This is a genomic window from Streptomyces sp. NPDC058620, assembly GCF_042717135.1.
GTDB lineage: Bacteria > Actinomycetota > Actinomycetes > Streptomycetales > Streptomycetaceae > Streptomyces.
Genome location: NZ_JBHXQO010000007.1, coordinates 74,741 through 96,683, shown reverse-complemented (window position 1 = coordinate 96,683; position 21,943 = coordinate 74,741). Strand labels below are relative to the sequence as shown.

18 protein-coding genes are annotated in these 21,943 nt (G+C 70.3%); 14 read left to right on the top strand and 4 right to left on the bottom strand.

Translation table 11 applies throughout. The features are described 5' to 3' along the window. The first annotated feature begins 12 nt into the window (after positions 1 to 12). The 13 genes from ACFWSK_RS10295 (at position 13) to ACFWSK_RS10235 (ending at position 16,371) form a co-directional block, all read left to right on the top strand. On the top strand, positions 13 to 915 hold the full coding sequence (locus tag ACFWSK_RS10295; RefSeq protein WP_383783445.1) for a dihydrodipicolinate synthase family protein: 903 nt from the start codon (positions 13 to 15) through the stop codon (positions 913 to 915). Beyond that, a complete protein-coding gene (araD, locus tag ACFWSK_RS10290) occupies positions 912 to 2,639 on the top strand; it encodes an L-arabinonate dehydratase (protein WP_383783444.1) in 1,728 nt (575 codons plus the stop codon). Before ACFWSK_RS10295 ends, araD begins: the two co-directional genes overlap by 4 nt. A 114-nt stretch (positions 2,640 to 2,753) precedes the next feature. Further along, positions 2,754 to 3,683, top strand: a complete 930-nt coding sequence (locus ACFWSK_RS10285; protein WP_383783443.1) for a carbohydrate ABC transporter permease — start codon at positions 2,754 to 2,756, stop codon at positions 3,681 to 3,683. Further along, the gene (locus ACFWSK_RS10280; RefSeq protein WP_383783442.1) at positions 3,680 to 4,591 is read left to right on the top strand and encodes a carbohydrate ABC transporter permease; all 912 of its coding nucleotides are present in this window, start codon (positions 3,680 to 3,682) and stop codon (positions 4,589 to 4,591) included. The genes ACFWSK_RS10285 and ACFWSK_RS10280 overlap by 4 nt, the downstream gene beginning before the upstream one ends. A 5-nt stretch (positions 4,592 to 4,596) precedes the next feature. Further along, entirely contained in the window at positions 4,597 to 5,955 is a 1,359-nt protein-coding gene (locus ACFWSK_RS10275; protein ID WP_383783441.1) for a polysaccharide lyase family 1 protein, read from the top strand. Continuing rightward, a complete protein-coding gene (locus ACFWSK_RS10270) occupies positions 5,952 to 7,127 on the top strand; it encodes a Gfo/Idh/MocA family protein (RefSeq protein WP_383783440.1) in 1,176 nt (391 codons plus the stop codon). Before ACFWSK_RS10275 ends, ACFWSK_RS10270 begins: the two co-directional genes overlap by 4 nt. Continuing rightward, on the top strand, positions 7,124 to 7,951 hold the full coding sequence (locus ACFWSK_RS10265) for a PmoA family protein (RefSeq protein ID WP_383783439.1): 828 nt from the start codon (positions 7,124 to 7,126) through the stop codon (positions 7,949 to 7,951). The genes ACFWSK_RS10270 and ACFWSK_RS10265 overlap by 4 nt, the downstream gene beginning before the upstream one ends. Then, the gene (locus ACFWSK_RS10260; RefSeq protein WP_383783438.1) at positions 7,948 to 9,492 is read left to right on the top strand and encodes a glycoside hydrolase 43 family protein; all 1,545 of its coding nucleotides are present in this window, start codon (positions 7,948 to 7,950) and stop codon (positions 9,490 to 9,492) included. The genes ACFWSK_RS10265 and ACFWSK_RS10260 overlap by 4 nt, the downstream gene beginning before the upstream one ends. 43 nt (positions 9,493 to 9,535) lie before the next feature. Continuing rightward, entirely contained in the window at positions 9,536 to 11,539 is a 2,004-nt protein-coding gene (locus ACFWSK_RS10255) for a pectinesterase family protein (protein WP_383783437.1), read from the top strand. 64 nt (positions 11,540 to 11,603) lie between these two features. After that, positions 11,604 to 12,938 carry an ABC transporter substrate-binding protein gene (locus tag ACFWSK_RS10250; RefSeq protein WP_383783436.1) on the top strand — a complete coding sequence of 445 codons (1,335 nt, stop codon included), beginning with the start codon at positions 11,604 to 11,606 and terminating at the stop codon, positions 12,936 to 12,938. A gap of 112 nt (positions 12,939 to 13,050) precedes the next feature. Next, a complete protein-coding gene (locus ACFWSK_RS10245) occupies positions 13,051 to 13,848 on the top strand; it encodes a rhamnogalacturonan acetylesterase (RefSeq protein WP_383783435.1) in 798 nt (265 codons plus the stop codon). Positions 13,849 to 13,901: 53 nt separating this feature from the next. After that, complete coding sequence (locus tag ACFWSK_RS10240; protein WP_383783434.1) at positions 13,902 to 15,173, top strand: polysaccharide lyase family 1 protein; 1,272 nt, start codon at positions 13,902 to 13,904, stop codon at positions 15,171 to 15,173. 94 nt (positions 15,174 to 15,267) lie between these two features. Further along, positions 15,268 to 16,371: a pectinesterase family protein gene (locus ACFWSK_RS10235; protein ID WP_383783433.1), complete on the top strand. Its 1,104-nt coding sequence runs from the start codon at positions 15,268 to 15,270 to the stop codon at positions 16,369 to 16,371. A 19-nt stretch (positions 16,372 to 16,390) separates the two neighbouring features. Here the strand turns inward: ACFWSK_RS10235 and ACFWSK_RS10230 are convergent, their stop codons facing one another. The 3 genes from ACFWSK_RS10230 to ACFWSK_RS10220 form a co-directional block, all read right to left on the bottom strand. Next, positions 16,391 to 17,104, bottom strand: coding sequence for a hypothetical protein (locus ACFWSK_RS10230; RefSeq protein WP_383783432.1), 714 nt, complete (start codon positions 17,102 to 17,104; stop codon positions 16,391 to 16,393). After that, positions 17,104 to 17,676 (bottom strand): SigE family RNA polymerase sigma factor, encoded by a 573-nt coding sequence (locus ACFWSK_RS10225; protein WP_383783431.1) that lies wholly within the window; start codon positions 17,674 to 17,676, stop codon positions 17,104 to 17,106. The genes ACFWSK_RS10230 and ACFWSK_RS10225 overlap by 1 nt, the downstream gene beginning before the upstream one ends. A 202-nt stretch (positions 17,677 to 17,878) precedes the next feature. Continuing rightward, positions 17,879 to 18,499 (bottom strand): helix-turn-helix domain-containing protein, encoded by a 621-nt coding sequence (locus ACFWSK_RS10220; protein ID WP_383783547.1) that lies wholly within the window; start codon positions 18,497 to 18,499, stop codon positions 17,879 to 17,881. Between the two features lie 417 nt (positions 18,500 to 18,916). On the opposite strand from ACFWSK_RS10220, the gene ACFWSK_RS10215 reads away from it, so the two are divergent. Then, the gene (locus ACFWSK_RS10215; protein ID WP_383783430.1) at positions 18,917 to 20,371 is read left to right on the top strand and encodes an NCS2 family permease; all 1,455 of its coding nucleotides are present in this window, start codon (positions 18,917 to 18,919) and stop codon (positions 20,369 to 20,371) included. A 46-nt stretch (positions 20,372 to 20,417) separates the two neighbouring features. Here ACFWSK_RS10215 and ACFWSK_RS10210 read toward each other — a convergent pair whose 3' ends face one another. Beyond that, a complete protein-coding gene (locus tag ACFWSK_RS10210; protein ID WP_383783429.1) occupies positions 20,418 to 21,869 on the bottom strand; it encodes a peptidoglycan D,D-transpeptidase FtsI family protein in 1,452 nt (483 codons plus the stop codon). Positions 21,870 to 21,943 lie beyond the last annotated feature (74 nt).

Here is a 21,943-nt window from a genome sequence, read left to right as displayed (position 1 = left end):
AGGCGTGTCCGCATGGACCTCACTCCGCTGAAGGCGGCCCTCGCAGATGTCGTGGCCATCCCGGTGACCCCGTTCGCCGAGGACGGGACCATCGACACGACGGCGCACCGCGCCCTGCTGCGACGGCTGCTCGACGGCGGCGTCCGCATCCTCACCCCGAACGGCAACACCGGGGAGTTCTATGCGCTCACGCCCGACGAGCGGCGGGCCGTCACCGAGCTGACCATCGACGAGACGGGCGGCCGCGCCACCGTCCTCGTAGGCGTCGGACACGACGTGCCGACCGCCGTCGCCGCCGCCCAGCACGCAAGGGACGCCGGCGCCGAGATGGTGATGGTGCACCAGCCGGTGCACCCGTACGTCTCGCAGGACGGCTGGATCGACTACCACCGGGCCATCGCCGAAGCCGTACCCGAGCTCGGCGTCGTCCCCTACATCCGCAACCCGCTGCTCGGCGGTGAGGCGCTGACCACCCTCGCCGACAGCTGCCCCAACGTCATCGGTGTGAAGTACGCCGTGCCGGACGCGGCCCGCTTCGGCGCCTTCGCCCGGGACGCCGGCCTGGAGCGCTTCGTCTGGGTCGCGGGCCTCGCCGAGCTGTACGCCCCCTCCTACTTCGCGACCGGCGCCACCGGCTTCACCTCCGGCCTCGTCAACGTCGCCCCCGGCGTCTCGCTGAGCATGCTGGAGGCCCTGCGGGCCGGGGACTACGCGGCCGCGATGAAGGTCTGGGAGCAGATCCGCCGCTTCGAGGAACTGCGCGCCGACCGGCAGTCCGCCAACAACGTGACGGTCGTCAAGGAGGCCCTGGCCTCGCTCGGGCTCTGCCGCCGCGACGTCCGCGCCCCCAGCAGGGTGCTGCCCGAGGCGCAGCGCGCCGAGGTCGCCGATCAGGTCGCCGGGTGGTCCATATGACCGCCCGTCTCACCTCCGGGGAACTGCGCAGCCACCAGTGGTACGGCACGGACGGGCTCCGCTCGTTCAGTCACCGTGCCCGCACCCGTCAGCTCGGCTACCTCCCCGAGGAGCACCTGGGCAAGCCGGTCATCGCGATCCTCAACACCTGGTCGGACATCAATCCCTGCCACGTCCACCTGCGCGACCGCGCGCAGGCGGTCAAGCGGGGGGTCTGGCAGGCGGGCGGCTTCCCGCTGGAATTCCCGGTCTCCACGCTCTCGGAGACCTTCCAGAAGCCGACCCCCATGCTCTACCGCAACATGCTGGCGATGGAGACCGAGGAGCTGCTGCGCTCCTATCCGGTGGACGGCGCCGTGCTGCTCGGGGGCTGCGACAAGTCGACGCCCGCGCTGCTGATGGGCGCCGCGTCCGTCGACCTGCCGACCGTGTTCGTCCCCGCGGGTCCGATGCTGCCGGGCCACTGGCGCAACGAGGTCCTGGGCTCCGGCACCGACATGTGGAAGTACTGGGACGACAAGCGGGCCGGGCTCATCGGCGACTGCGAGATGGCCGAGCTGGAGAACGGGCTGGCCCGTTCTCCCGGCCACTGCATGACGATGGGTACCGCGTCGACCCTGACGGCCGCCGCCGAGGCGCTGGGCGTCACCGTGCCGGGTGCCTCGTCCATCCCGGCCGTCGACTCCGGTCACGACCGGATGGCGGCGCAGTCGGGCATCCGGATCGTCGAACTGGTGTGGCAGCAGCTGACCTTGTCGAAGATCCTCACGGCGGAGGCGTACGAGGACGCCGTCGCCACGGTCCTCGCGCTCGGCGGTTCCACCAACGCGGTCATCCATCTGATCGCCATGGCGGGCCGCTCCGGGGTGAAGCTCTCCCTGGACGACTTCGACCGCATCGCCCGTACCGTGCCGGTGCTCGCCAACCTCCGCCCCGGCGGTAAGTACCTGATGGAGGACTTCCACTTCGCCGGCGGGCTGCCCGGCTTCCTGTCCCGCCTCACCGACGTCCTGCACCTGGACCGTCCCACCGTCTCGCACACCTCGATGCGCGAACAGCTCGACGGGGCGCTCGTGCACAACGCGGACGTCATCCGGGAACGGGACAACCCGCTCGCCGAGGAGGGCGGCGTGGCGGTGCTGCGCGGCAACCTCTGCCCGGACGGCGCGGTCATCAAGCACATCGCCGCCGAGCCGCACCTGCTGCGTCACACCGGTCCCGCGGTCGTCTTCGACGACTACAAGGAGATGCAGCGCACCATCAACGACCCGGCGCGGGCCCTCACCGCCGACCACGTCCTGGTGCTCCGCAACGCCGGACCCAAGGGCGGCCCCGGGATGCCCGAGTACGGCATGCTGCCGATCCCCGACTATCTGCTGAAGCAGGGTGTACGGGACATGGTGCGGATCTCCGACGCCCGGATGAGCGGCACCAGTTACGGGGCGTGCGTCCTGCACATCGCCCCCGAGTCGTACGTCGGCGGGCCGCTCGCCCTCGTCCGCACCGGTGACGCGATCACCCTGGACGTCGGGGCGCGCGTGCTCCACCTCGACGTGTCCGACGAGGAGCTGGCGCGTCGCCGCGCCGAGTGGACACCGCCGCCCAACCGGTACGGGCGCGGTTACGGGGCGCTCTACCAGGACCAGATCACCCAGGCCGACACCGGTTGCGACTTCGCCTTCCTGGCCCGGCAGGGAGACGTGCCCGACCCCTACGCCGGCTGAACCGCCGCAGAGAATTCCAGCGCACCGTCCCGTTCGGCAGGCCGAACCACATGCGGGAAGCGCTTGCGCACTACACGCACCACACCCGTACACCGCAAAGAACGGAGACGTGTCATGGCCCAAGCCGCAGCCGTGGCCAAACCGCCCAAGGTGCCCAAGCGCCGATCGGCGAGCCCGCGCCGACTGCCCTACCTGCTGATCGCGCCCGCCGGGCTGCTGATGCTGGGCTTCATCGCCTATCCGGTGATCAGCGTCTTCTACTACAGCCTGCAGAACTACAACGTCACCAAGCCGTGGCGGAACGGCTTCGCCGGGTTCGACAACTTCACCCGCATCTTCACCGAGGACGACCAGTTCTGGACGACGCTCGGCTTCAGCGCCCAGTGGGTCGGCGTCCAGGTCTCGCTCCAGCTCGCGCTGGGCCTCGCCCTCGCGCTGATCGTGAACCAGAGCTTCATCGGCCGCGGCATCTCCCGCGCGATGGTCTTCTCGCCCTGGGCCGTCTCCGGCGTGCTCACCAGCACCATCTGGATTCTGCTCTACAACTCCTCGACCGGCTTCAGCCGTTACCTCGCGGACGCCGGAATCGGTGACTACGGCACCTCGGTGCTCTCCGACACCGGCACCGTCTTCTGGGCCGCCACGGTCGCCGAACTCTGGCGCGGAGTCCCCTTCTTCGCCATCCTCATCCTCGCCGACCTCCAGTCCGTGTCGAAGGAGCTGTACGAGGCGGCGTCGGTCGACGGCGCCGGCCGGATGCGCCAGTTCTTGCACATCACCCTGCCGCACCTGCGCGACGCGATCATCCTCTCCACCCTGCTCCGCGGGGTCTGGGAGTTCAACAACGTCGACCTGCTCTACACCCTCACCGGCGGCGGACCGGCGGGCGAGACCACCACCCTGCCGCTCTACGTCGCCAACACCGGTATCGAGGGCCACGACTTCGGCTACGCCTCCGCGCTCACCACCGTCGCCTTCGTGATCCTCCTCTTCTGCTCGATCGTCTATCTGCGCCTGAGCAAGTTCGGAGGCGACCACAAGTGACTGCCGCACTCGCCGAGAAGCACACGGGCACGGCCCCGGAGCCCGTACGGAACCCCCCGCCGCCGCCCGCACGGCGCCGCCGCGGGCGCGAGCGCGCCTTCGACGACGTACCGCGCTGGCAGATCTACGTGCCCCTGGGCATCTATCTGCTCTTCACCCTCATCCCGTTCTACTGGATGTTCCTCTTCGCCGTACGGCCCGCGGGCTCCACCTCGCTGGTGCCCTGGCCGATGACGGGCGAGCACTTCTCCAAGGTCTGGAACGAGCGCAGCTTCGCGATCTTCTTCCAGAACAGCATGATCGTCGGGGTCGCCACCCTGTTCACCACGACACTGGTGGCCCTGGCCGGCGGGTACGCACTGGCCCGCTTCAACTTCAAGATCAAGAACGCGTTCATGCTGGCGCTGCTCTGCTCCCAGTTCATCCCGGGCGCGCTGATGCTCGTACCGCTCTTCGAGATCTTCAAGAACCTCCAGATGATCAACTCCCTCGGCAGCGTCATCATCGCCGAGACGGTCTTCCAGCTGCCGCTGTCGATCATCCTGATCAGCGGCTTCATCAAGAACGTGCCCATGACGCTGGAGGAAGCCGCCTGGGTGGACGGCTGCTCGCGCTTCCGTGCCTTCTGCGCGGTCGTGCTCCCGCTGCTCAGGCCCGGACTGATCGCCGTCGGCTCCTTCGCCTTCGTCCACAGCTGGAACCACTTCCTGTTCGCCCTGATGTTCCTCAGCGAACAGGACAAGCAGACGATCCCGGTCGGCCTGAACACCCTCATCGGCGCTGACAGCGTCGACCTGGGGGCGCTCGCCGCGGGCGGCGTCATCGCCGCCGTGCCCGTGGTGATCGTCTTCGCCTTCATCCAGAAGTGGCTGATCACCGGCTTCAGCGCCGGCGCAGTGAAGGGCTGACGCACATGACCGCACCTTCCCCCATGACCGCGTCCCGGCCCCGCACCGGCCGCCGCGCCGCCGCGGCGCTCGTCCTGCTCGTCGGCTGCCTGGCCCTCCAGCCCGGAGCCGAGGCCGCCACCCCCGCGGTGCCCGCGGCCGTCGTACCGGACCTGGGCCGGGAGATCCTCGCAGCCGATGACGGCTGGGCCGCCGAGGGCGCCGGGACCACGGGCGGTTCGGCCGCCGACGACGCCCATGTCTTCACCGTACGGAACCGGGCCCAGCTCGTCGCCGCACTGGACGGCGGCAGCTCCGTACCGAAGATCATCCGTATCGCGGGGACCATCGACGCCAACACCGACGACCGGGGCCGCGAGCTCGGCTGCGACGACTACGCCACCGGCGGCTACGACCTGCCGGCCTATCTCGCCGCGTACGACCCCCGCACCTGGGGCGGCGCGAAGCCCTCCGGGCCGCAGGAGGAGGCCCGCAAGGCATCCGCCGCCCGGCAGGCCGAACGCGTCGAGCTGCGCATCGGCTCCAACACGACACTCGTCGGCCTCGGCCGCAACGCGGTGCTGAAGGGCGCGAGCCTCCAGGTCAGGGACGCCGACAACGTCATCGTCCGCAACGTCGAACTCCGCGACGCCTACGACTGCTTCCCCGTCTGGCAGCCCAACACCGGTGGCCTCGGCGACTGGAAGACCGCGTACGACACCCTCTGGCTGCGCGGCGCCACCCATGTCTGGGTCGACCACGTCACCGCGAGCGACAAGGGCCATCCGGACGAGAAGGAGCCCACGCACTTCGGCCGCAACTACCTGCGGCACGACGGGCTGCTGGACATCACCAACGGCTCCGACCTGGTCACCGTCTCCTGGAGCCGTTTCCAGGGCCACGACAAGGCCATCCTCATCGGCAACGGGGACACCGTCACCACCGACCGCGGCAAGCTGCGGGTCACGCTGCACCACAACGAGTTCGACGCCGTGGTGCAGCGCGCACCGCGCGTCCGCTTCGGACAGGTCCACCTCTACAACAACCGGTACGTCGTCCCGGAGGGCGCCGCCTACCGGTACTCCATCGGCGTCTCCACCGAGTCCCGGACCGTCGCCGAGAACAACTCGTTCACCGCCCCCGGCCACATCGAGGTCGCCGACCTGCTGAAGAGCTGGAACGGCAGCGCCCTGGCCCAGAGCGGCAACGAGTTCAACGGCTTCCCCGTCGATCTGCTGGCCATCTACAACGCGTACAACTCCGGCAGCGAGCGCGATCTCACCGCGGACGTCGGGTGGACACCCACCCTGCACGGACCGGTCGACAGCGCGGCAGCGGCCGCCAAGGCAGTGGCACGCGGCGCGGGCGCGGGGAGGGCCGGATGAGCACGACCGCCACCCCCCTCCCGATCGTCCTCGCGGGGGCCCGCGGCCACGGAAGCTGGCACCTCGCCAACATCCGCAGGCTCCAGGACCAGGGCCTCGTCCGGCTCGCCGGGATCTGCGAACTGACACCGCTCGGTCCTGCCGAACTCGACGCCTTCGCCGGAGAACTCCCGGAGCAGTCCGCCGACTTCGGGGCGCTCCTGGACTCCACCGGAGCCCGCGCCGCCGTCGTCTGCACCCCGATTCAGACGCATACCGAGCTGGCTCTCACCGCCGCCGCGCGTGGTGTCCACCTCCTCCTGGAGAAGCCGCCGGCCGCGACGTACGCCGACTACCTCCGGATGACCGACGGGGTACGGGAAGCGGGCGTCGCCTGCCAGATCGGCTTCCAGTCCTTCGGCTCGCACGCCGTCCCTGCCATCCGGGAACTCGTGGGCAGCGGTGCGATCGGCACCGTCCAGGGCTACGGCGCCGCCGGCGCCTGGGTCCGTGACGCGGCCTACTACCGGCGGGCGCCCTGGGCCGGACGCCGCAGGATCGGCGACACCGACGTGGTCGACGGGGTCCTCACCAACCCGCTCGCCCACGCCGTCGCCACCGCGCTCGAACTCGCGGACAGCGGGACGGCCGACGACGTGGTGGCCATCGACACACAGCTGTTCCGGGCCAACGACATCGAGGCCGACGACACCTCCTGCCTCCGCGTCACCACCGCGGGCGGGCCGCCGGTCACCGTCGCCGTCACCCTCTGCGCCGAACAGGCCGCCGAACCGTATGTGATCGTCCACGGGGACCGGGGCCGGATCACCTTCTGGTACAAGCAGGACCGCGTCCTCGTCCAGCGCGCGGGCCGGGGCCCCGAGGAAGTCGTGCACGGGCGGACCGACCTCCTGGAGAACCTGGTCGGCCACCTCGCGCACGGCACCGCCCTCCTCGTACCCCCGCACCGCACCGGCGCGTTCATGCGCGTCGTCGAAGCCGTGCGCACCGCCCCCGAGCCCACGGCGCTGCCCGCCGCGGCCTGGTACACGGAACCCGCCACCGCCACAACCGGCGTGCGACGCGTCGTACGTGGCGTCGACGCCCTGGTCGCGGCGGGCGCCGACACCCTCAGCCTCTTCTCCGAACTCGGCGCCCCCTGGGCGCACCCCAGCGAGGTGAGTACACCGTGACCACCGCACTCCTCAGCTGCGCGGGCCGCACTGTCGGCCGCTACAGCTACCTCCCCGCCGCCGACGACGGCCGCCCCTACCTCCACCCCGTCACCACCCTCGCCGGCACCCCCGTCACCGAGGAACGGCCCGCCGACCACATACACCACCTCGGCGCCTCCGTCGCCGTGCCCGACGTGGCCGGATACAACTTCTGGGGCGGCCGCACCTTCGTCCGCGACCAGGGCCCCACCGAACTCGACAACCACGGGGTGCAGCGCCATCTCGGCTGGAAGCTCCGCGACCCGGACGGCTTCGTGGAGGAGCTCAGCTGGGAGGCCGACGGCACCGAGCTGCTGCGCGAACACCGCACGGTCGCCGTCACCGGGCTCTCCGGCACCGCCTGGGCGCTCGACCTCTCCTTCTCCCTCACCAACCGGGGGAGCACCGAGCTCTCCATCGGCAGCCCCGCCACCAACGGCCGCCCCGGCGCCGGATACGGCGGCTTCTTCTGGCGCGCCCCCAAGGAGCCCGCCGCCCCCGCCGTGTTCAGCGCGGAACTGGAAGGCGAGGAGGCCGTGCACGGCAGCACCGCCGACTGGATGGCCCTCGCCGGGGACGGCTGGACCCTCGTGTTCGCCGGGGCGACCGAGGAGACCCGGCGCGACCCCTGGTTCGTCCGCGGCGACGAGTACCCCGGAGTGGGCTCCTCCCTCGCCGCCGACCGGCGGCTGACCGTCGCCGCGGGAGCCACCGTCGTACGCCGCGTCGTCACCGTCGTCGCCGACGGCACACTCGGCCGGGACACCGCGGAGGCGTACGTCCGCAAGGTCGTGACGGCATGAACGGCCACTCCAAGCTGCGCTCCGCCGACCTCGGCGACGGTACCTACCGCAACCCGGTCCTGGACGCCGACTGGTCGGACCCCGACGTCGTGCGCGACGGGGACGACTACTACATGACCGCCTCCAGCTTCGGCCGGGTCCCCGGCCTGCCGCTGCTGCACTCCCGAGACCTGGTCAACTGGACGCTCATCGGGCACGCCCTGGAGCGCCTCGAACCGGCAGCCGACTTCGCCGTGCCGCGCCACGACTGCGGGGTGTGGGCGCCCTCCCTGCGCCACCACGCAGGACGGTTCTGGATCTTCTGGGGCGACCCGGACCACGGCATCCAGCAGATCAACGCCGAGGACATCCGGGGCCCGTGGAGCGCGCCGCACCTCATCAAGGCGGGCAAAGGGCTGATCGACGCCTGCCCGCTGTGGGACGAGGAGACCGGTCAGGCGTACCTCGTGCACGCCTGGGCCAAGTCCCGCTCCGGCATCAAGAACCGGCTCACCGGGCACCGGATGAGCGCCGACGGGCGCGAACTGCTCGACGAGGGCCGGACCCTGATCGACGCCGACCTGATCCCCGGCTGGTTCACCCTCGAAGGCCCCAAGCTCTACCGCCACGAGGGCCACTTCTGGATCTTCGCCCCGGCCGGCGGGGTGGAGACCGGCTGGCAGGGCGCCTTCCGGTCGCGGGACTTCTTCGGCCCGTACGAGGAACGCGTCGTCCTCGCCCAGGGCAGCACCCGGGTCAACGGACCGCACCAGGGCGGCTGGGTGCGTACGGCGCAGGGCGAGGACTGGTTCCTGCACTTCCAGGCCAAGGGTGCGTACGGGCGCGTCGTCCACCTCCAGCCGATGCGCTGGGACGCGGACGGCTGGCCCGTCATCGGTGACGAGGGCGAACCCGTCTCCGTGCACACCAAGCCCCTCGCCCCCGAGCAGCCCCCGGAAGCGCCCGCCTTCGACGACGACTTCCCCGGGGGGCGCTTCGGCCGGCAGTGGCAGTGGACGGCCGCACCCCGGTCCGGCTGGACGGTCGAGCACGCCGACGACGGCCTGCGGCTCAGCTGCGTACGGACCGCGTACGCCCACGATCTGCGGGCCCTGCCCAACGTGCTGGTCCAGCGGCTGCCCGCCGAGTCGTTCACCGTCGAGACGGGGCTCGTCCTGAACACCGACGAGCCGGGCGCCAAGGCCGGACTCGCCGTGCTGGGCGACGCGTTCAGCTGGATCGGCCTGGAAGCGGGGGACGACGGGGCGCCGCGCCTCGTGCACCGGTACGCCGAGACCGTCGCCGAACACGAACGGGACGCCGAGCACGCACGCCCGGCTCCGGAGGGCCGTGTCCGGCTCCGCGTCGAGGTCACGGCCGGCGCACGCTGCCGCTTCTTCGCCGACACCGGCGACGGCGCCGGTCTCCGTCCCTCGGGCCAGGTCTTCGCGGCGACCCCCTGGCGCTGGGTCGGCGCACTCCTCGGACTGTTCGCCACCGCACCGGCCGGGTCGGGACCCGCCGGAACGGCCGACTTCACCGCCTTCCGCACCGCGGACTGAACGCCCGCCCGCCTTCGCAACCGTTTGTATGGGAGCCGCAACGATGCACCTCCGTACCAAGCGCACCAGAACCCGCACGCTCACCACGGCCTTCGCCCTGGCCGCCGCCCTCCTCGTACCGAGTGCGCCGGGCCAGGCAGCCGAGGCCGGAACCGCCGGGCGGGACTTCGCCGGTCACCGCACCTGGCCGGACACCCCGCACGGCTTCGCGTCACTGGCCGGCGGGACCACCGGGGGACTGGGCGGCAAGGTCGTCACGGTCTCCACCCAGTCGGACCTGGCGAAGTACGCCGGGGCCGAAGGGCCCTACATCATCCGGGTCGCGGGCTCCCTCGTGGTCGAGCCGTTCGGCGGCGACATCGTCGTGACCTCGGACAAGACGATCGTCGGCGTCGGCGACACGGCCGAGATCGTCCACGGTGAGCTGCATCTGAACCCCGGCACCAGCAACGTCATCATCCGGAACCTGACCATTCGCGACTCGTACGTCGAGGGCGACTGGGACGGCAAGACGACGGACTTCGACGCCATCCAGATGGACTCCGTCGACCACGTCTGGATCGACCACAACCGCCTCACGCACATGGGCGACGGCCTGCTCGACATCCGCAAGGACAGCGAGTACGTCACCGTCTCGTACAACCACTTCGACAACCACAACAAGGCGCTCGGCATCGGCTGGACCCCGAACGTCAGGACGCAGATCACGATCGACCACAACTGGTTCAGCGGCACCAAGCAGCGCAACCCGTCCGCCGACAACTGCGCCTACGCGCACCTCTACAACAACTACCTCTCCGCGCAGGTCGCGGACGGGGACCCGCTGTGGACGTACGGGAACTGGGCGCGCGGCGCCACGAAGATGGTCATCGAGAACAGCTACTACGAGGGCGTCCAGCACCCCTACCAGGCCGATGCCACCGCCGAGCTGGTCCAGCGCGGTTCGGTCCTGAAGGACACCACGGGCCGCACCGACGCCTGGGGCGCCGCGTTCACCCCGCGCGACTTCTACCCGTACACCCTGGACCGCGCCGCCGACGTCCCGAAGCTGGTCACCCGCTACTCCGGGCCGCAGAAGAACATCGGCACCGACACCGTGCTGCGGGTCCCGGCCCACTACCCGACCGTGCAGGCGGCCGTCGACGCGGTGCCCGCGGGCAACGACGGGCGGATCACGGTGCGGCTGGCCCCCGGCACCTACCGCGAGCACGTCAGGATCGGGAGGAACCAGCCGTACGTCTCCCTCGTCGGCACCGGGACACACCGCGACGACACCCTCGTCGTCTTCGGCACCCCGGCCGGTGGACTCAAGCCCGACGGCACCACCCAGGGCTCCTGGGGCAGCGCGACCCTGGTCGTCGAAGGGCACGACTTCAGTGCCCGCAACCTGACCTTCTCCAACGACTTCGACGAAGCGGCCGTGGAGCTGAACGGCGAGCAGGCGCTCGCCGTGAAGACCACGGGCGACCGGCTGACCTTCACGGACACCGGCTTCCTGGGCAACCAGGACACCCTGATGACCGACACTCCGACCCTCACCCAGAAGGCCCGCGTCTACATCCGGGACTCCTACATCGAGGGCGACGTCGACTTCATCTACGGGCGCGCCACCACCGTCGTCGAACGCTCCGTGATCAAGGCGCTGAGCCGGGGCTCGGAGACCAACAACGGCTACATCACGGCCGCTTCGACCTGGAAGGGCAACCCGTACGGCTTCCTGATCACCCGGAGCCGGATCATCAGCGACGCCCCCGCGGACTCCTTCCACCTCGGCCGGCCCTGGCACCCGGGCGGCAACCCCGACGCGATCGGCCAGGTCCTCGTCCGCGAGACGCTGCTGCCGGCCGCCGTCAAGGCGAGCCCCTGGACCGGCATGAGCGGCTTCCCCTGGCAGGAGGCGCGGTTCAGCGAGTACCGGACGTACGGCCCCGGCGCCGCCGTCACCGCTGACCGGCCGCAGCTTCCGGCGCGGGACGCCGCACACCACGACGTGGCCGACTACCTCGCGGGCGAGGACGGTTGGACCCCCCACAGCACGCAGTACTGAACTCCCTCCCCGACATCCCCCCGAACACCAGCACAGCGACCGAACCGAGAGAGAAGAGCCGACCATGAACATCTCGAAGACGTACCGGGGGCGCACCGCGGCAGCGGTCTCCCTCACGGCAGTGCTCGCGCTGACGGCCACGGCCTGCGGTGACGACGGCAGCGCCTCGGGCAACGAGGGCAGCGGCAAGGGCGAGATCACCTTCTGGGACAACAACGGCGGTCCGCGCACGGCCGTCTGGACCGAGATCATCAAGGACTTCGAGAAGAAGAACCCGGACATCAAGGTCAAGTACGTCCCGATCCCGATCGCGGACGTCCAGTCCAAGTACGACACCGCGATAGCGGGCGGCGGGCTGCCGGACGTCGGCGGCGTCGGCACCGCGTACCTCTCCAACATCGTCTCGCAGGAGGCGCTGGAGCCGGTCCAGGACCGGATCAAGGAATCCGCCCTGAACGGCAAGCTCGTCGAGTCCATGGTCGCCGGCGTCAAGGTCGCGGGCGGCCGGGGCGAGGACATGTACACCGTGCCGACCTCCGCGAACAACGGTGCGCTCTGGTACCGCACCGACCTGTTCAAGGCCGCCAACCTTGAGGCGCCCACCACCTGGGCGAAGTTTTACGAGGCGGCGGAGAAGCTGACCGACGCCAAGAACAACAAGTTCGGCTACACCATCCGCGGCGGCGCGGGCTCCATCGCCCAGGCCATCGACGCCTCGTACGGCCAGTCCGGCATCACGGAGTTCTGGAACGGCGACAAGACGACGCTCAACGACCCGAAGAACGTCGCCGCGCTGGAGAAGTACGTCGGTCTCTTCAAGAGGACGACACCGTCCGCCGACGTCAACAACGACTTCACCAAGATGGTCGCCCAGTGGGACACCGGCACCATCGGGATGCTCAGCCACAACCTCGGCTCCTACCAGGACCACCTGAAGGCGCTGGGTCCAGACAAGTTCGCCGGTATCCCCAACCCGGTCGGTGACGGCGGTCAGCGCGTCCAGGTCTCCAACCCCGTCGACGGGCTCGGCCTCTTCCGGGCGAGCAAGAACAAGACGGCGGCCTGGAAGTTCATCGAGTTCGCGGCCTCGCACGAGGCCAACAGCAAGTGGAACGAGTCGGCCGGTGCCATCCCCGCCAACACCGAGGCGGCGAAGGACCCGTGGATCGCCGCCTCCGAGCCGACCGCGCTCGGTGCGAAGGCCCTGACGGACGGCTCCACCACGATCGTGCAGCTGCCGTACTACCTGCCCGACTGGAACAACATCAGCAAGGCCGACAACGAGCCGGAGTTCCAGAAGCTGCTCCTCGGCAAGGTCACGGCCAAGCAGTTCCTCGACAAGATCGCCGACGAGCTGAACGCCGCGCAGAAGGAGTGGAAGGAGCTGGGCAACGGCTGATCCGGCCGGCTCCGCCTCCCCCTGACCGGGACCGGCGGCGGTACGGGTCGCGCCCCGCCGCCGGTCCCGCTCCACGCAGGACCATCACCCCCCAGAGAGAGGCAGTCCCACCGTGTCCCTCACCCGCAGAAGGACGGCAGCCGCACTGCTCGCGCTGCCCCTCGCCTTCGCCGCCACGCCCGCCTTCGCCGAGAGCGGCGGCGGCCGGCCGAGGCCCCGGACCCTGCACATCGCGGGCGACTCCACCGCCGCCCAGAAGTACGCGGACGCCGCACCCGAGACGGGCTGGGGCATGGCCCTGCCCTTCTTCCTCGGTCATGGCGTGGACATCGCCAACCACGCGGTGAACGGCCGGAGTTCGAAGAGCTTCATCGACGAGGGCCGCCTCGCCGTCCTCCTGGAGGGCGTCGGCGAGGGCGACCTCGTGCTCGTCCAGTTCGGGCACAACGACGCGAAGAGCGCCGACCCGACCCGCTACACGGAGCCCTGGTCGACGTACCAGGAGCACCTGCGGCAGTACATCGACGGTGCGCGGGCCCGTGGCGCGCTGCCGGTCCTCGCGACCTCGGTGGAGCGCAGGAAGTTCGACGCGAGCGGTACGGCGCTGCCCACCCACGGCGCCTACCCGGCGGCGATGCGGGCGCTGGCGGAGGAGGAGGACGTGGCGCTGGTCGACATCCAGGCCCTGTCGCTCGCCCTGTGGCAGAAGCTCGGCGTCGAGGAGACCAAGAGGTACTTCAACTGGACCGCGGCCGAGCAGGACAACACCCACTTCAACCCGCCGGGCGCGATCGCCGTGGCCCGCCTCGTCGCGACCGGGCTGCTGGACCTCCGCGCGCTGGCCCCGCGCGAGGTGCGCCGCCTCGACGACGAGATCCCCGAGTCCTGGATCACCTGGCCCCAAGCCTGAACCGCACGAAGGAGAGCCGCACAATGAGAACCCAAAGATGTCATGGGCGCGTCATGACCATGCTGGTCGGCTGCACCGCCCTCGTCCTCGGCGCCACCGGAACCGCCCAGGCCGCGGGCCACCGCCCCGACCCCGCCCGCCAGACCCTCGCCGCGCAGGACGGCTGGGCCTCCGAGGGCACCGGCACCACCGGCGGCTCGGCCGCGGACGCCGCCCACGTCTTCACCGTCACCACCTGGGCCGAGTTCAGGGCCGCGCTCGTCGCCGCCGCGGGCGCCCCGTCGATCATCAAGGTCAAGGGTGTCATCGACGCCACCTCCGAGGGCTGCGCGTCCTTCGAGGCGCCCGGCTACGACTTCGACCAGTACCTCGCCGACTACGACCCGGCGGTCTGGGGCCTCGACACACCGCTCACCGGCGAACAGGAGGCGCTGCGGGCCGCGTCGGCGGACAACCAGAAGCTGGGCATCATGGCGTACGTCCCCGCGAACACGACCATCGTGGGCGTGGGCAGGGACGCCGGAATCAGGGGCGGCAGCCTCCAGATCAAGGGCGTCGAGAACGTCATCCTGCGCAACCTCACCATCGAGGCACCGCTGGACTGCTTCCCCGCGTGGGACCCGACCGACGGCCCGACCGGCGCCTGGAACTCCGAGTACGACGCGGTCGTCGTCCACGGCTCCAAGCACGTCTGGGTCGACCACAACACCCTGACCGACGGCCGCTACCCGGACTCCACCCTGCCCTCGTACTTCGGCGAGATCTACCAGCAGCACGACGGCCTCCTGGACATCGTCCGCGGCGCCGACCTGGTCACCGCCTCGTGGAACGTCCTCACCGACCACGACAAGACCCTCATGATCGGCAACAGCGACAGCGCGGGCGCCGACGACCGGGGCAAGCTGCGCGTCACCCTCCACCACAACCACTTCGACGGAGTCGTCGAGCGCGCCCCGCGCGTCCGCTTCGGCAAGGTCGACGCGTACAACAACCACTTCACGGTCACCGCCGGCCAGAAGTACGGCTACTCCTTCGGCATCGGCATCGAGTCCCAGCTCGTGGCGGAGAAGAACTCCTTCTCCCTGCCGTCGTCGGTGCAGGCCGGCGCCGTCCTCAAGAAGTGGAAGGAGGCCCCCCTGACGGCCTCCGGCAACTACGTCAACGGCGCCGCCACCGACCTGATCGCCGTCCACAACGCGCAGTACCCGGCCGAGCAGCTGGCGTCCGGCGCGGGCTGGACCCCGGAGCTCCGCACCAAGGTCAACGACCCGCGCGCGCTCCCGGGCCTCGTCGCCAGGAAGGCCGGCGCGGGCAAGATCTGCTGACCGCTCCTCCACGCCGGGGCGGGACCCGCCGCTCCACCCGCCCCGGCCCCTCCTGTTCCCGCTGTTCCCGCGCCGCAACGGAGGTACCTCCCGCATGACCTCGTACGTCCCCCTCGCCCGCCGCTCCCTCATCGCGGGCGCACTCGCCACCGCCGGACTCGCCCTCGCCCCCCGCGCACACGCCACGGGGCGGGCCCCCTTCGGCCGGTACGGATCACCGTCCAAGCGCCTCACCGCGCAGACCCTGTACGTCGATCCGCTCGGCCGCGGCGACCACACCACCGTGCAGGCCGCCGTCGACGCGGCCTCCGGCACCGGCAGTGTCCTCGTCCTGGCCCCCGCCGTGTACCGCGAGACCGTCTCGGTCCCCGAGGCCCGCACCGGCCTGACCCTGATCGGGGCGAGCGAGGACCCGCGCGCCACGGTCATCGTGTACGACAACGCGGCCGGCACCCCCAAGCCCGACGGCTCCGGCACCTACGGGACCAGCGGATCGGCCACCACCACCGTCAGGGCCGCGGACTTCACCGCGCACCGGATCACCTTCGCCAACGACTGGCTGCGCGCCGACCACCCGGAGATCACCGGCACCCAGGCCGTGGCCATCAAGGTCATGGGCGACCGCTCGGCCTTCCACCACTGCCGCTTTCTCGGCCACCAGGACACCCTGTACTCCGACACCCTCTCGCTGCCGGTCTTCGCCCGGCACTACTTCTCGCACTGCTACGCCGAGGGCGACGTCGACTTCGTCTTCGGTCGTGCGACCAGCGTCTTCGAGCACTGCCGCTTCCACGGCCTGGACCGGGACGTCGACTTCACACCCAAGGGGATGTTCTTCGCCCCCTCCACCGCCCGCGCCAACCCGCACGGCTACCTGGCGGTGCGGTGCCGCTTCACCAGTGGCGCGCAGTACGCGGCCTACAAGCTGGCCAGGCCGTGGGTGCCGAGCTCCGACCCCACCGCCCGGCCGTCCCTCGTCGTACGCGACTCGGTCATCGGACCGGGGACGGACGCCACCGCTCCCTACACCAACATGGCGTCCGGCCACCCGTGGCAGGACCAGCGCTTCGCCGAGTACGCCAACACCGGCCCCGGAGCACGCGTCACGGTTCCGGAGAACCGCCCCCAGCTCACCCGGGAACAGGCGGGCTCGCACACCCGCGCCGCGTACCTGGGCGACTGGCGCCCGCACCTCTGAGCACGCACGACTCGCACCTCTACGTGGCGGGGCCGAAGTCCCCGCCCACCGCCGCCTGTTCACCGGGAACACGGGAGCGTGCCGTGTAGTCGTCGGCCCCGGAGTCCCGGGCGCCCTCGGCGTGGTTGTACTGGCCCGCGAACGTGTGCGTACCGACGGGGACCGTCCGTCCCGGCTTCAGGCTCCAGCGGTAGACCAGGAAGCCGTCCTCCTCCCGCGCGGAGGCGGTGAAGTCCTCCACCGGGAGGGAACGCCAGGACCCCGTGGTGTTCACCCCGCCCGTCTGCGCGATCCGCAGCTCCACGGTGAGTGCCGAGAGGGCCTTCCCGGTCTTCACCGTGACCTCGCTCTGCGCCCAGTAGCGGTTGCTGTTCGAGTTCACCGAACCGTCCGACCACAGGGGCCCGTCCTCGGCGGGCAGTGCGGGGCCCCGCACTGCCACCCGTGGCGACGCGGACACCGGAGGCGGCCCCGCCACCCGCTGCCCGCCCCCGTCGTCGTGCACCGCGGCGGTGACCGCGAGCGTGCCCACGGCCAGCACCCCGCACACCGCGACGCTCGCGCCCACGACCCGCAGCCACGGCGCCGGGCCCCGGAAGGGCCGCGCGGCCCTTCCGGCACGGGGGGCCTGCCCTCGCGCCATCCCGCGCTCCACACGGGCGAGCATCCGCTCCCTGTCCGGGCGGTGGGCCCGCGCCGCGTCCCGAAGCCTCTGCCGCAGCTCGTCGTCCATCAGTGCTTCCCTTCGCTGCGCCGCGCCGCGGCGGCCACCTGCACCTGCGCGGCGTCTCCGTGCGGTCCGAGCAGGCGTTGCAGCTCCGAGACACCGCGCGAAGTCTGGCTCTTCACCGTGCCGACCGATATCCCGAGCACCAGCGAGGTGTCCCGCTCGGACAGATCGAAGGCGTGCCGCAGCACCACACACGCCCGCTTGCGGAACGGCAGCCTGCGCAGCGCTCCCTGGACGTCGACGACCGCCGACACGTCGGGATCGTCGACGGCGTACCCGTCCCCGCCGCCGCGCGGCGCCCAGAACAGCGCGACCCGGCGACGCTCCCGGACCGCGCTGCGGATCCGGGTACGGGCCAGGTTCGCGACGACGCCCCGTGCGTACGCCACCGGATGCTCGACGCCCCTCACCCGGTCCCACCGGTGCCAGAGCGCCATCAGCGCGTCCGCCGCCAGGTCGTCGGCGGCATCGGCCTCACCGGTCAACATATGGGCCAGCCGCGCCAGTTCGGCGTAGTGGGCCTCGAAGAACTCATGGAACTCGGCGGCAGCGGCATCGTCGACGGCTCTGTCCACGGGTACCTCTCTCTGCGGTCGAATCCCTGTCGTTGCGGGTGTCCGCCGTGCATTCCCCGGAACACCCGCGGGGAGCAGGCGGGCGAGAGCGTACCAGCGCATGCCGGAAGCGCTTCGACACGGGTGTACTACCCAGTAAGGCGCATCGCCGCGAAAACATGAACCCTTGGGACCAAGGTCAACTACCCGCACCCGCTGCCGCTCAATGGGCGGGCGGGAATTTCGACCAGAAGTGGTCCAGGATCTCTTCCAGGTAGCGCAGACCAGCCTCGCCCGAGGCGGACGAACCGCCGGCCCTGCTCAGGGTCGCCGTCATCAGCTCCTGGTACTCCTGGTGCATCTCGCGCAACGGGCCCGACAGTTCGCGGCGGTCCGCGGACAACAGCCGGGCGATCGAGCGGGTGTGAGCCTGCCAGCGAGTGCCGACGGCTTCGTGCAGCAACTGCGCCAGTTCCCCGTCCAGTCCGGTCACGGTGATGAAGTCCCGAGGACTCAGTGCAAGGACTGCCGCAAGTGCCGCGGACTGGCGGCTGGTGCCGGTCCACTCCCCGGTCGACTCCATGAGCTGGTAGGCGTGAACGTCCAGGCCCGTGGCGCGGGCCACGTCCTCGATGGCGAACCCGCGCGCCAGGCGGTGCTCCCGCAAGGTTCTTGGAGCCCCGATGAGTTCGCTCGGCGCGCACCACAACGCCCCTGCCAGCGCAGCGAGTTCAGGAGCGGAGGGGAGGGCGGTGCCGCGCTCCCAGGCGCTGATGTGGTCCGAGGTGATGTGGGTCATCCCGTAGGAGGCACGCATGCCGTGGGCCACGTGCCCGGGAGCCATTCCCAGGCTTTCGCGCAGCACCCGGGCAGCGCGGGAGTTGAAGGGGGGTGCTGGTTCGGCTGAGGAGGGATGATGCACCGCCACAGGGTAGGGGGTGCACGTCATATGTGCGATCGCACGTATGGTCAGTTTCCGGATTTCATAGGAATGCGCCCGCTTGATTCTGTAGGAAATGACAAGGCGAGGCTCTGGAATGCGGCATCCCGTAACGCTCTGATCGCCTGACCGGCCGCGCCTGTGGGGAAATCTACGAATCCTCCGCGCGTATGATCCGCACACGCCTGTCGCGTGTGTGTTCGTTTCCGACGCCCGCCGTGCGGCAATCGGCGTATCCCACAAGGGTGTCGACTCCTCCGTGCCGTGCGACGGCGCAGGGGTGCGGGACCTCGCACCTCATCCGTAACCACAGGAGAAACCATGCAGACCAGCGCGACCGGCAAGGCGGATTCTGCCAGACCGCCCGCGGGGGGATCCGGATCGGCGGTGGACCGCTACTTCCGCATAACGGAGCGCGGTTCGACGTACGCAACGGAGATACGCGGCGGCTTCGCCACGTTCTTCACGATGGCGTACATCCTTGTCCTCAACCCGATCATCCTGGGCAGCGCCAAGGACAAGTTCGGCGACCAGCTCGATGCGGTCCAACTCGTCACGGCCACGGCTCTGGTGGCCGCCGTGATGACAGTGATCATGGGTGTGGGCGGCAATCTGCCGTTGGCTCTGGCGGCCGGGCTCGGACTCAACGCCGTCGTTGCCTTCCAGATCGCGCCTCTCATGAGCTGGGACGACGCGATGGGCCTCATCGTGCTTGAGGGCCTGCTGATCTGCGTTCTCGTCCTGACGGGTCTGCGAGAGGCGGTGATGCACGCCATTCCGCAGCCGCTCAAGCAAGCCATCAGCGTTGGCATCGGCCTGTTCATCGCTTTCATCGGCTTCGTCGACGCCGGCTTCGTCACACGCATCCCGGATGTCGCTCAGACCACCGTGCCGGTCCAGCTCGGCACCGGCACGCTGAGCGGCTGGCCCATGCTGGTCTTCTGCGCCGGGTTGCTTCTGACGATCGTGCTGCTCGCGCGCAAGGTCAAGGGTGCGATCCTCATCAGCATCGTCCTGATGACCGTGGTCGCCGTGGTGGTCAACGAGTTCGCCGAGGTCAAGTCCTGGGGTCTGACTGTGCCCCAGGTACCTGACGAGATCGTCGCCTCGCCGGACTTCGGGCTCCTCGGCAACTTCGACCTGTTCGGCTCCTTCGGGCAGGTGAGCGTGCTGACCGTGGTGCTCCTGGTCTTCACCCTGATCCTGTCGGACTTCTTCGACACCATGGGCACCGTCGTCGGCGTCACGGCCGAGGCCGGCCTGCTCGACGAGCGTGGCCAGGTCCCGGGCCTGGGCCGGGTGCTGCTCATCGACGGCGCGGCCGCCGTCGCGGGCGGCGCAGCCTCCGCTTCTTCCGCCACGACCTACATCGAGTCGGCCGCGGGCGTCGGCGAGGGTGCGCGCACCGGATTCGCCAACCTGGTCACCGGCGGCCTGTTCACGCTCGCCCTCTTCCTCACCCCGGTCCTGACCATGGTGCCGATGCAGGCCGCGGCGCCGGCGCTGGTCGCGGTCGGCTTCCTGATGATGACCCAGGTCAAGCACATCGACTGGGACCGTTTCGAGGTGGCCATCCCGGCCTTCCTGACCATCGCCGTGATGCCGTTCACGTACTCCATCACCAATGGCATCGGCGCCGGCTTCATCGCGTATGTCGTCATCAAGGCGTTCCTCGGCAAGGCCCGCGAGGTGCACTGGCTGCTGTGGGGCACCTCGGTGCTGTTCGCGGTGTACTTCGCCATCGACCCGATCGAGCAGCTGCTCGGAGTGAAGTAACCGAACCGGCACCGGCACCGCCCGTCAGGCGGTGCCGGTGCCGCGCTCACCCCTCCAGCGCCGCCTTCATCATCTTCTGGGCGATCGGCGCCGCGAGACCGTTGCCGCTGACCTCGGACCGGGCCGAGCCCGAGTCCTCGACGACCACGGCGACCGCGACCTCCTTGCCGGTGGAGCCGTCCTTCGCGTACGAGGTGAACCAGGCGTACGGAGTGTTGCTGTTGTCCACGCCGTTCTGCGCGGTGCCCGTCTTGCCGCCGACCTCGGCCCCGGGGATCCGCGCGTTCGTGCCGGTGCCCTCCTCGACGACGGTGACCATCGCGCTGCGCAGCTGCTCGGCCGTCGACCCGGACACGACGCGCTCGGTGTCCCCGTCCGGGAACTCCTCCAGCGTGGCCCCGTTCTCGTCCGTCACCTGGGAGACCATGTGCGGGGCCGCCAGCTCGCCGCCGTTGGCGAGGGCCGCGGAGACCATGGCCATCTGCATCGGAGTGGCGGTCACCTCGAACTGGCCGATGCCCGTCAGCGCCGTCTGCGCCTTGTCCATACCGGTCGGGTAGACGCTCTCCGAGGCCCGCACCGGTACGTCCAGCTCCTTGGTGTCGAAGCCGAAGCGGTCCGCCATCGCCTTCACCTTGTCCTGGCCGAGATCCGCGGCGGCCTTTGCGAACACCGTGTTGCAGGAGTACTTGAGCGCGGTGCGCAGGGTCGCGTTCTCGCAGGGGGCGGTGGAGCTCTCGTTCTTCAGGACCGTCGTGGTCCCGGGCAGCGTGTACGGATCGGGGCTGTCCGTCGGCTCGTCGACGGAGCCGTACAGACCGCCCTCCAGCGCCGCCGCCGCGACCACCAGCTTGAACGTCGAACCCGGCGCGAGGGGCTGCCGCAGCGCCCGGTTGACCAGTGGCTTGTCCTTGTCGTCCAGCAGTTCCTGCCAGGCGTCGCCGTCCGCCGTCCCGCTGATGCCGGAGGGATCGTACGAGGGGGAGGAGACCATGCCCAGGATCCGGCCGGTCTCCGGGTCCATGGCGACGGCGGCGCCCTTGTCGTCGCCCAGCGCCTCGAAGGCGGCCTTCTGGACGTCCGGGTCGATCGTCGTCAGGACACTGCCCGGCGCGGTCTGCCTGCCGGTGATCACATCGGCCGGGTTCTTCAGCCGGTCGTCGGTGCCGTCGAGGACATCGCTGTAGATGCCTTCGAGCTGGGTCGCCCCGTACGCCTGCGAGCTGTAGCCGGTGACCGCCGCGTAGAGCTCGCCCTGCGTGTAGGTGCGCTTGTACTGAAGATCGCCGCCGCTCGTCCTCTTCGATCCGGTGACCGGGGAACCGGCCACGATGATGTCACCGAGCGGCTGCGCGTACTGCGCGATGGTGTTCCGCCGGTTGTGCTCGTCGTCCGCGAGCGCCCGGGCCTCGTACGCCTGCACCCAGGTCGCCCGCACCAGCAGGGCGAGAACCATCAGCAGACAGAAGACCGACGCACGCCTGATCGTCTTGTTCATCCTGCTGGGGGGACGAGCGGGGCCGGGCGGGACGTTCCCGTCTGTGCCCCTTCTCACCCTTTTCTCACGCGCCC

Coding starts and splice junctions, on each gene's coding strand:
- ACFWSK_RS10295 (WP_383783445.1), top strand. CDS start 13: ATGGACCTCACTCCGCTGAAGGCGGCCCTCGCAGATGTCGTGGCCATC.
- ACFWSK_RS10250 (WP_383783436.1), top strand. CDS start 11,604: ATGAACATCTCGAAGACGTACCGGGGGCGCACCGCGGCAGCGGTCTCC.
- ACFWSK_RS10230 (WP_383783432.1), bottom strand. CDS start 17,104: ATGGACGACGAGCTGCGGCAGAGGCTTCGGGACGCGGCGCGGGCCCAC.
- ACFWSK_RS10270 (WP_383783440.1), top strand. CDS start 5,952: ATGAGCACGACCGCCACCCCCCTCCCGATCGTCCTCGCGGGGGCCCGC.
- ACFWSK_RS10220 (WP_383783547.1), bottom strand. CDS start 18,499: ATGGCTCCCGGGCACGTGGCCCACGGCATGCGTGCCTCCTACGGGATG.
- ACFWSK_RS10275 (WP_383783441.1), top strand. CDS start 4,597: ATGACCGCACCTTCCCCCATGACCGCGTCCCGGCCCCGCACCGGCCGC.
- ACFWSK_RS10255 (WP_383783437.1), top strand. CDS start 9,536: ATGCACCTCCGTACCAAGCGCACCAGAACCCGCACGCTCACCACGGCC.
- ACFWSK_RS10210 (WP_383783429.1), bottom strand. CDS start 21,869: ATGAACAAGACGATCAGGCGTGCGTCGGTCTTCTGTCTGCTGATGGTT.
- ACFWSK_RS10285 (WP_383783443.1), top strand. CDS start 2,754: ATGGCCCAAGCCGCAGCCGTGGCCAAACCGCCCAAGGTGCCCAAGCGC.
- araD (WP_383783444.1), top strand. CDS start 912: ATGACCGCCCGTCTCACCTCCGGGGAACTGCGCAGCCACCAGTGGTAC.
- ACFWSK_RS10240 (WP_383783434.1), top strand. CDS start 13,902: ATGACCATGCTGGTCGGCTGCACCGCCCTCGTCCTCGGCGCCACCGGA.
- ACFWSK_RS10260 (WP_383783438.1), top strand. CDS start 7,948: ATGAACGGCCACTCCAAGCTGCGCTCCGCCGACCTCGGCGACGGTACC.
- ACFWSK_RS10235 (WP_383783433.1), top strand. CDS start 15,268: ATGACCTCGTACGTCCCCCTCGCCCGCCGCTCCCTCATCGCGGGCGCA.
- ACFWSK_RS10215 (WP_383783430.1), top strand. CDS start 18,917: ATGCAGACCAGCGCGACCGGCAAGGCGGATTCTGCCAGACCGCCCGCG.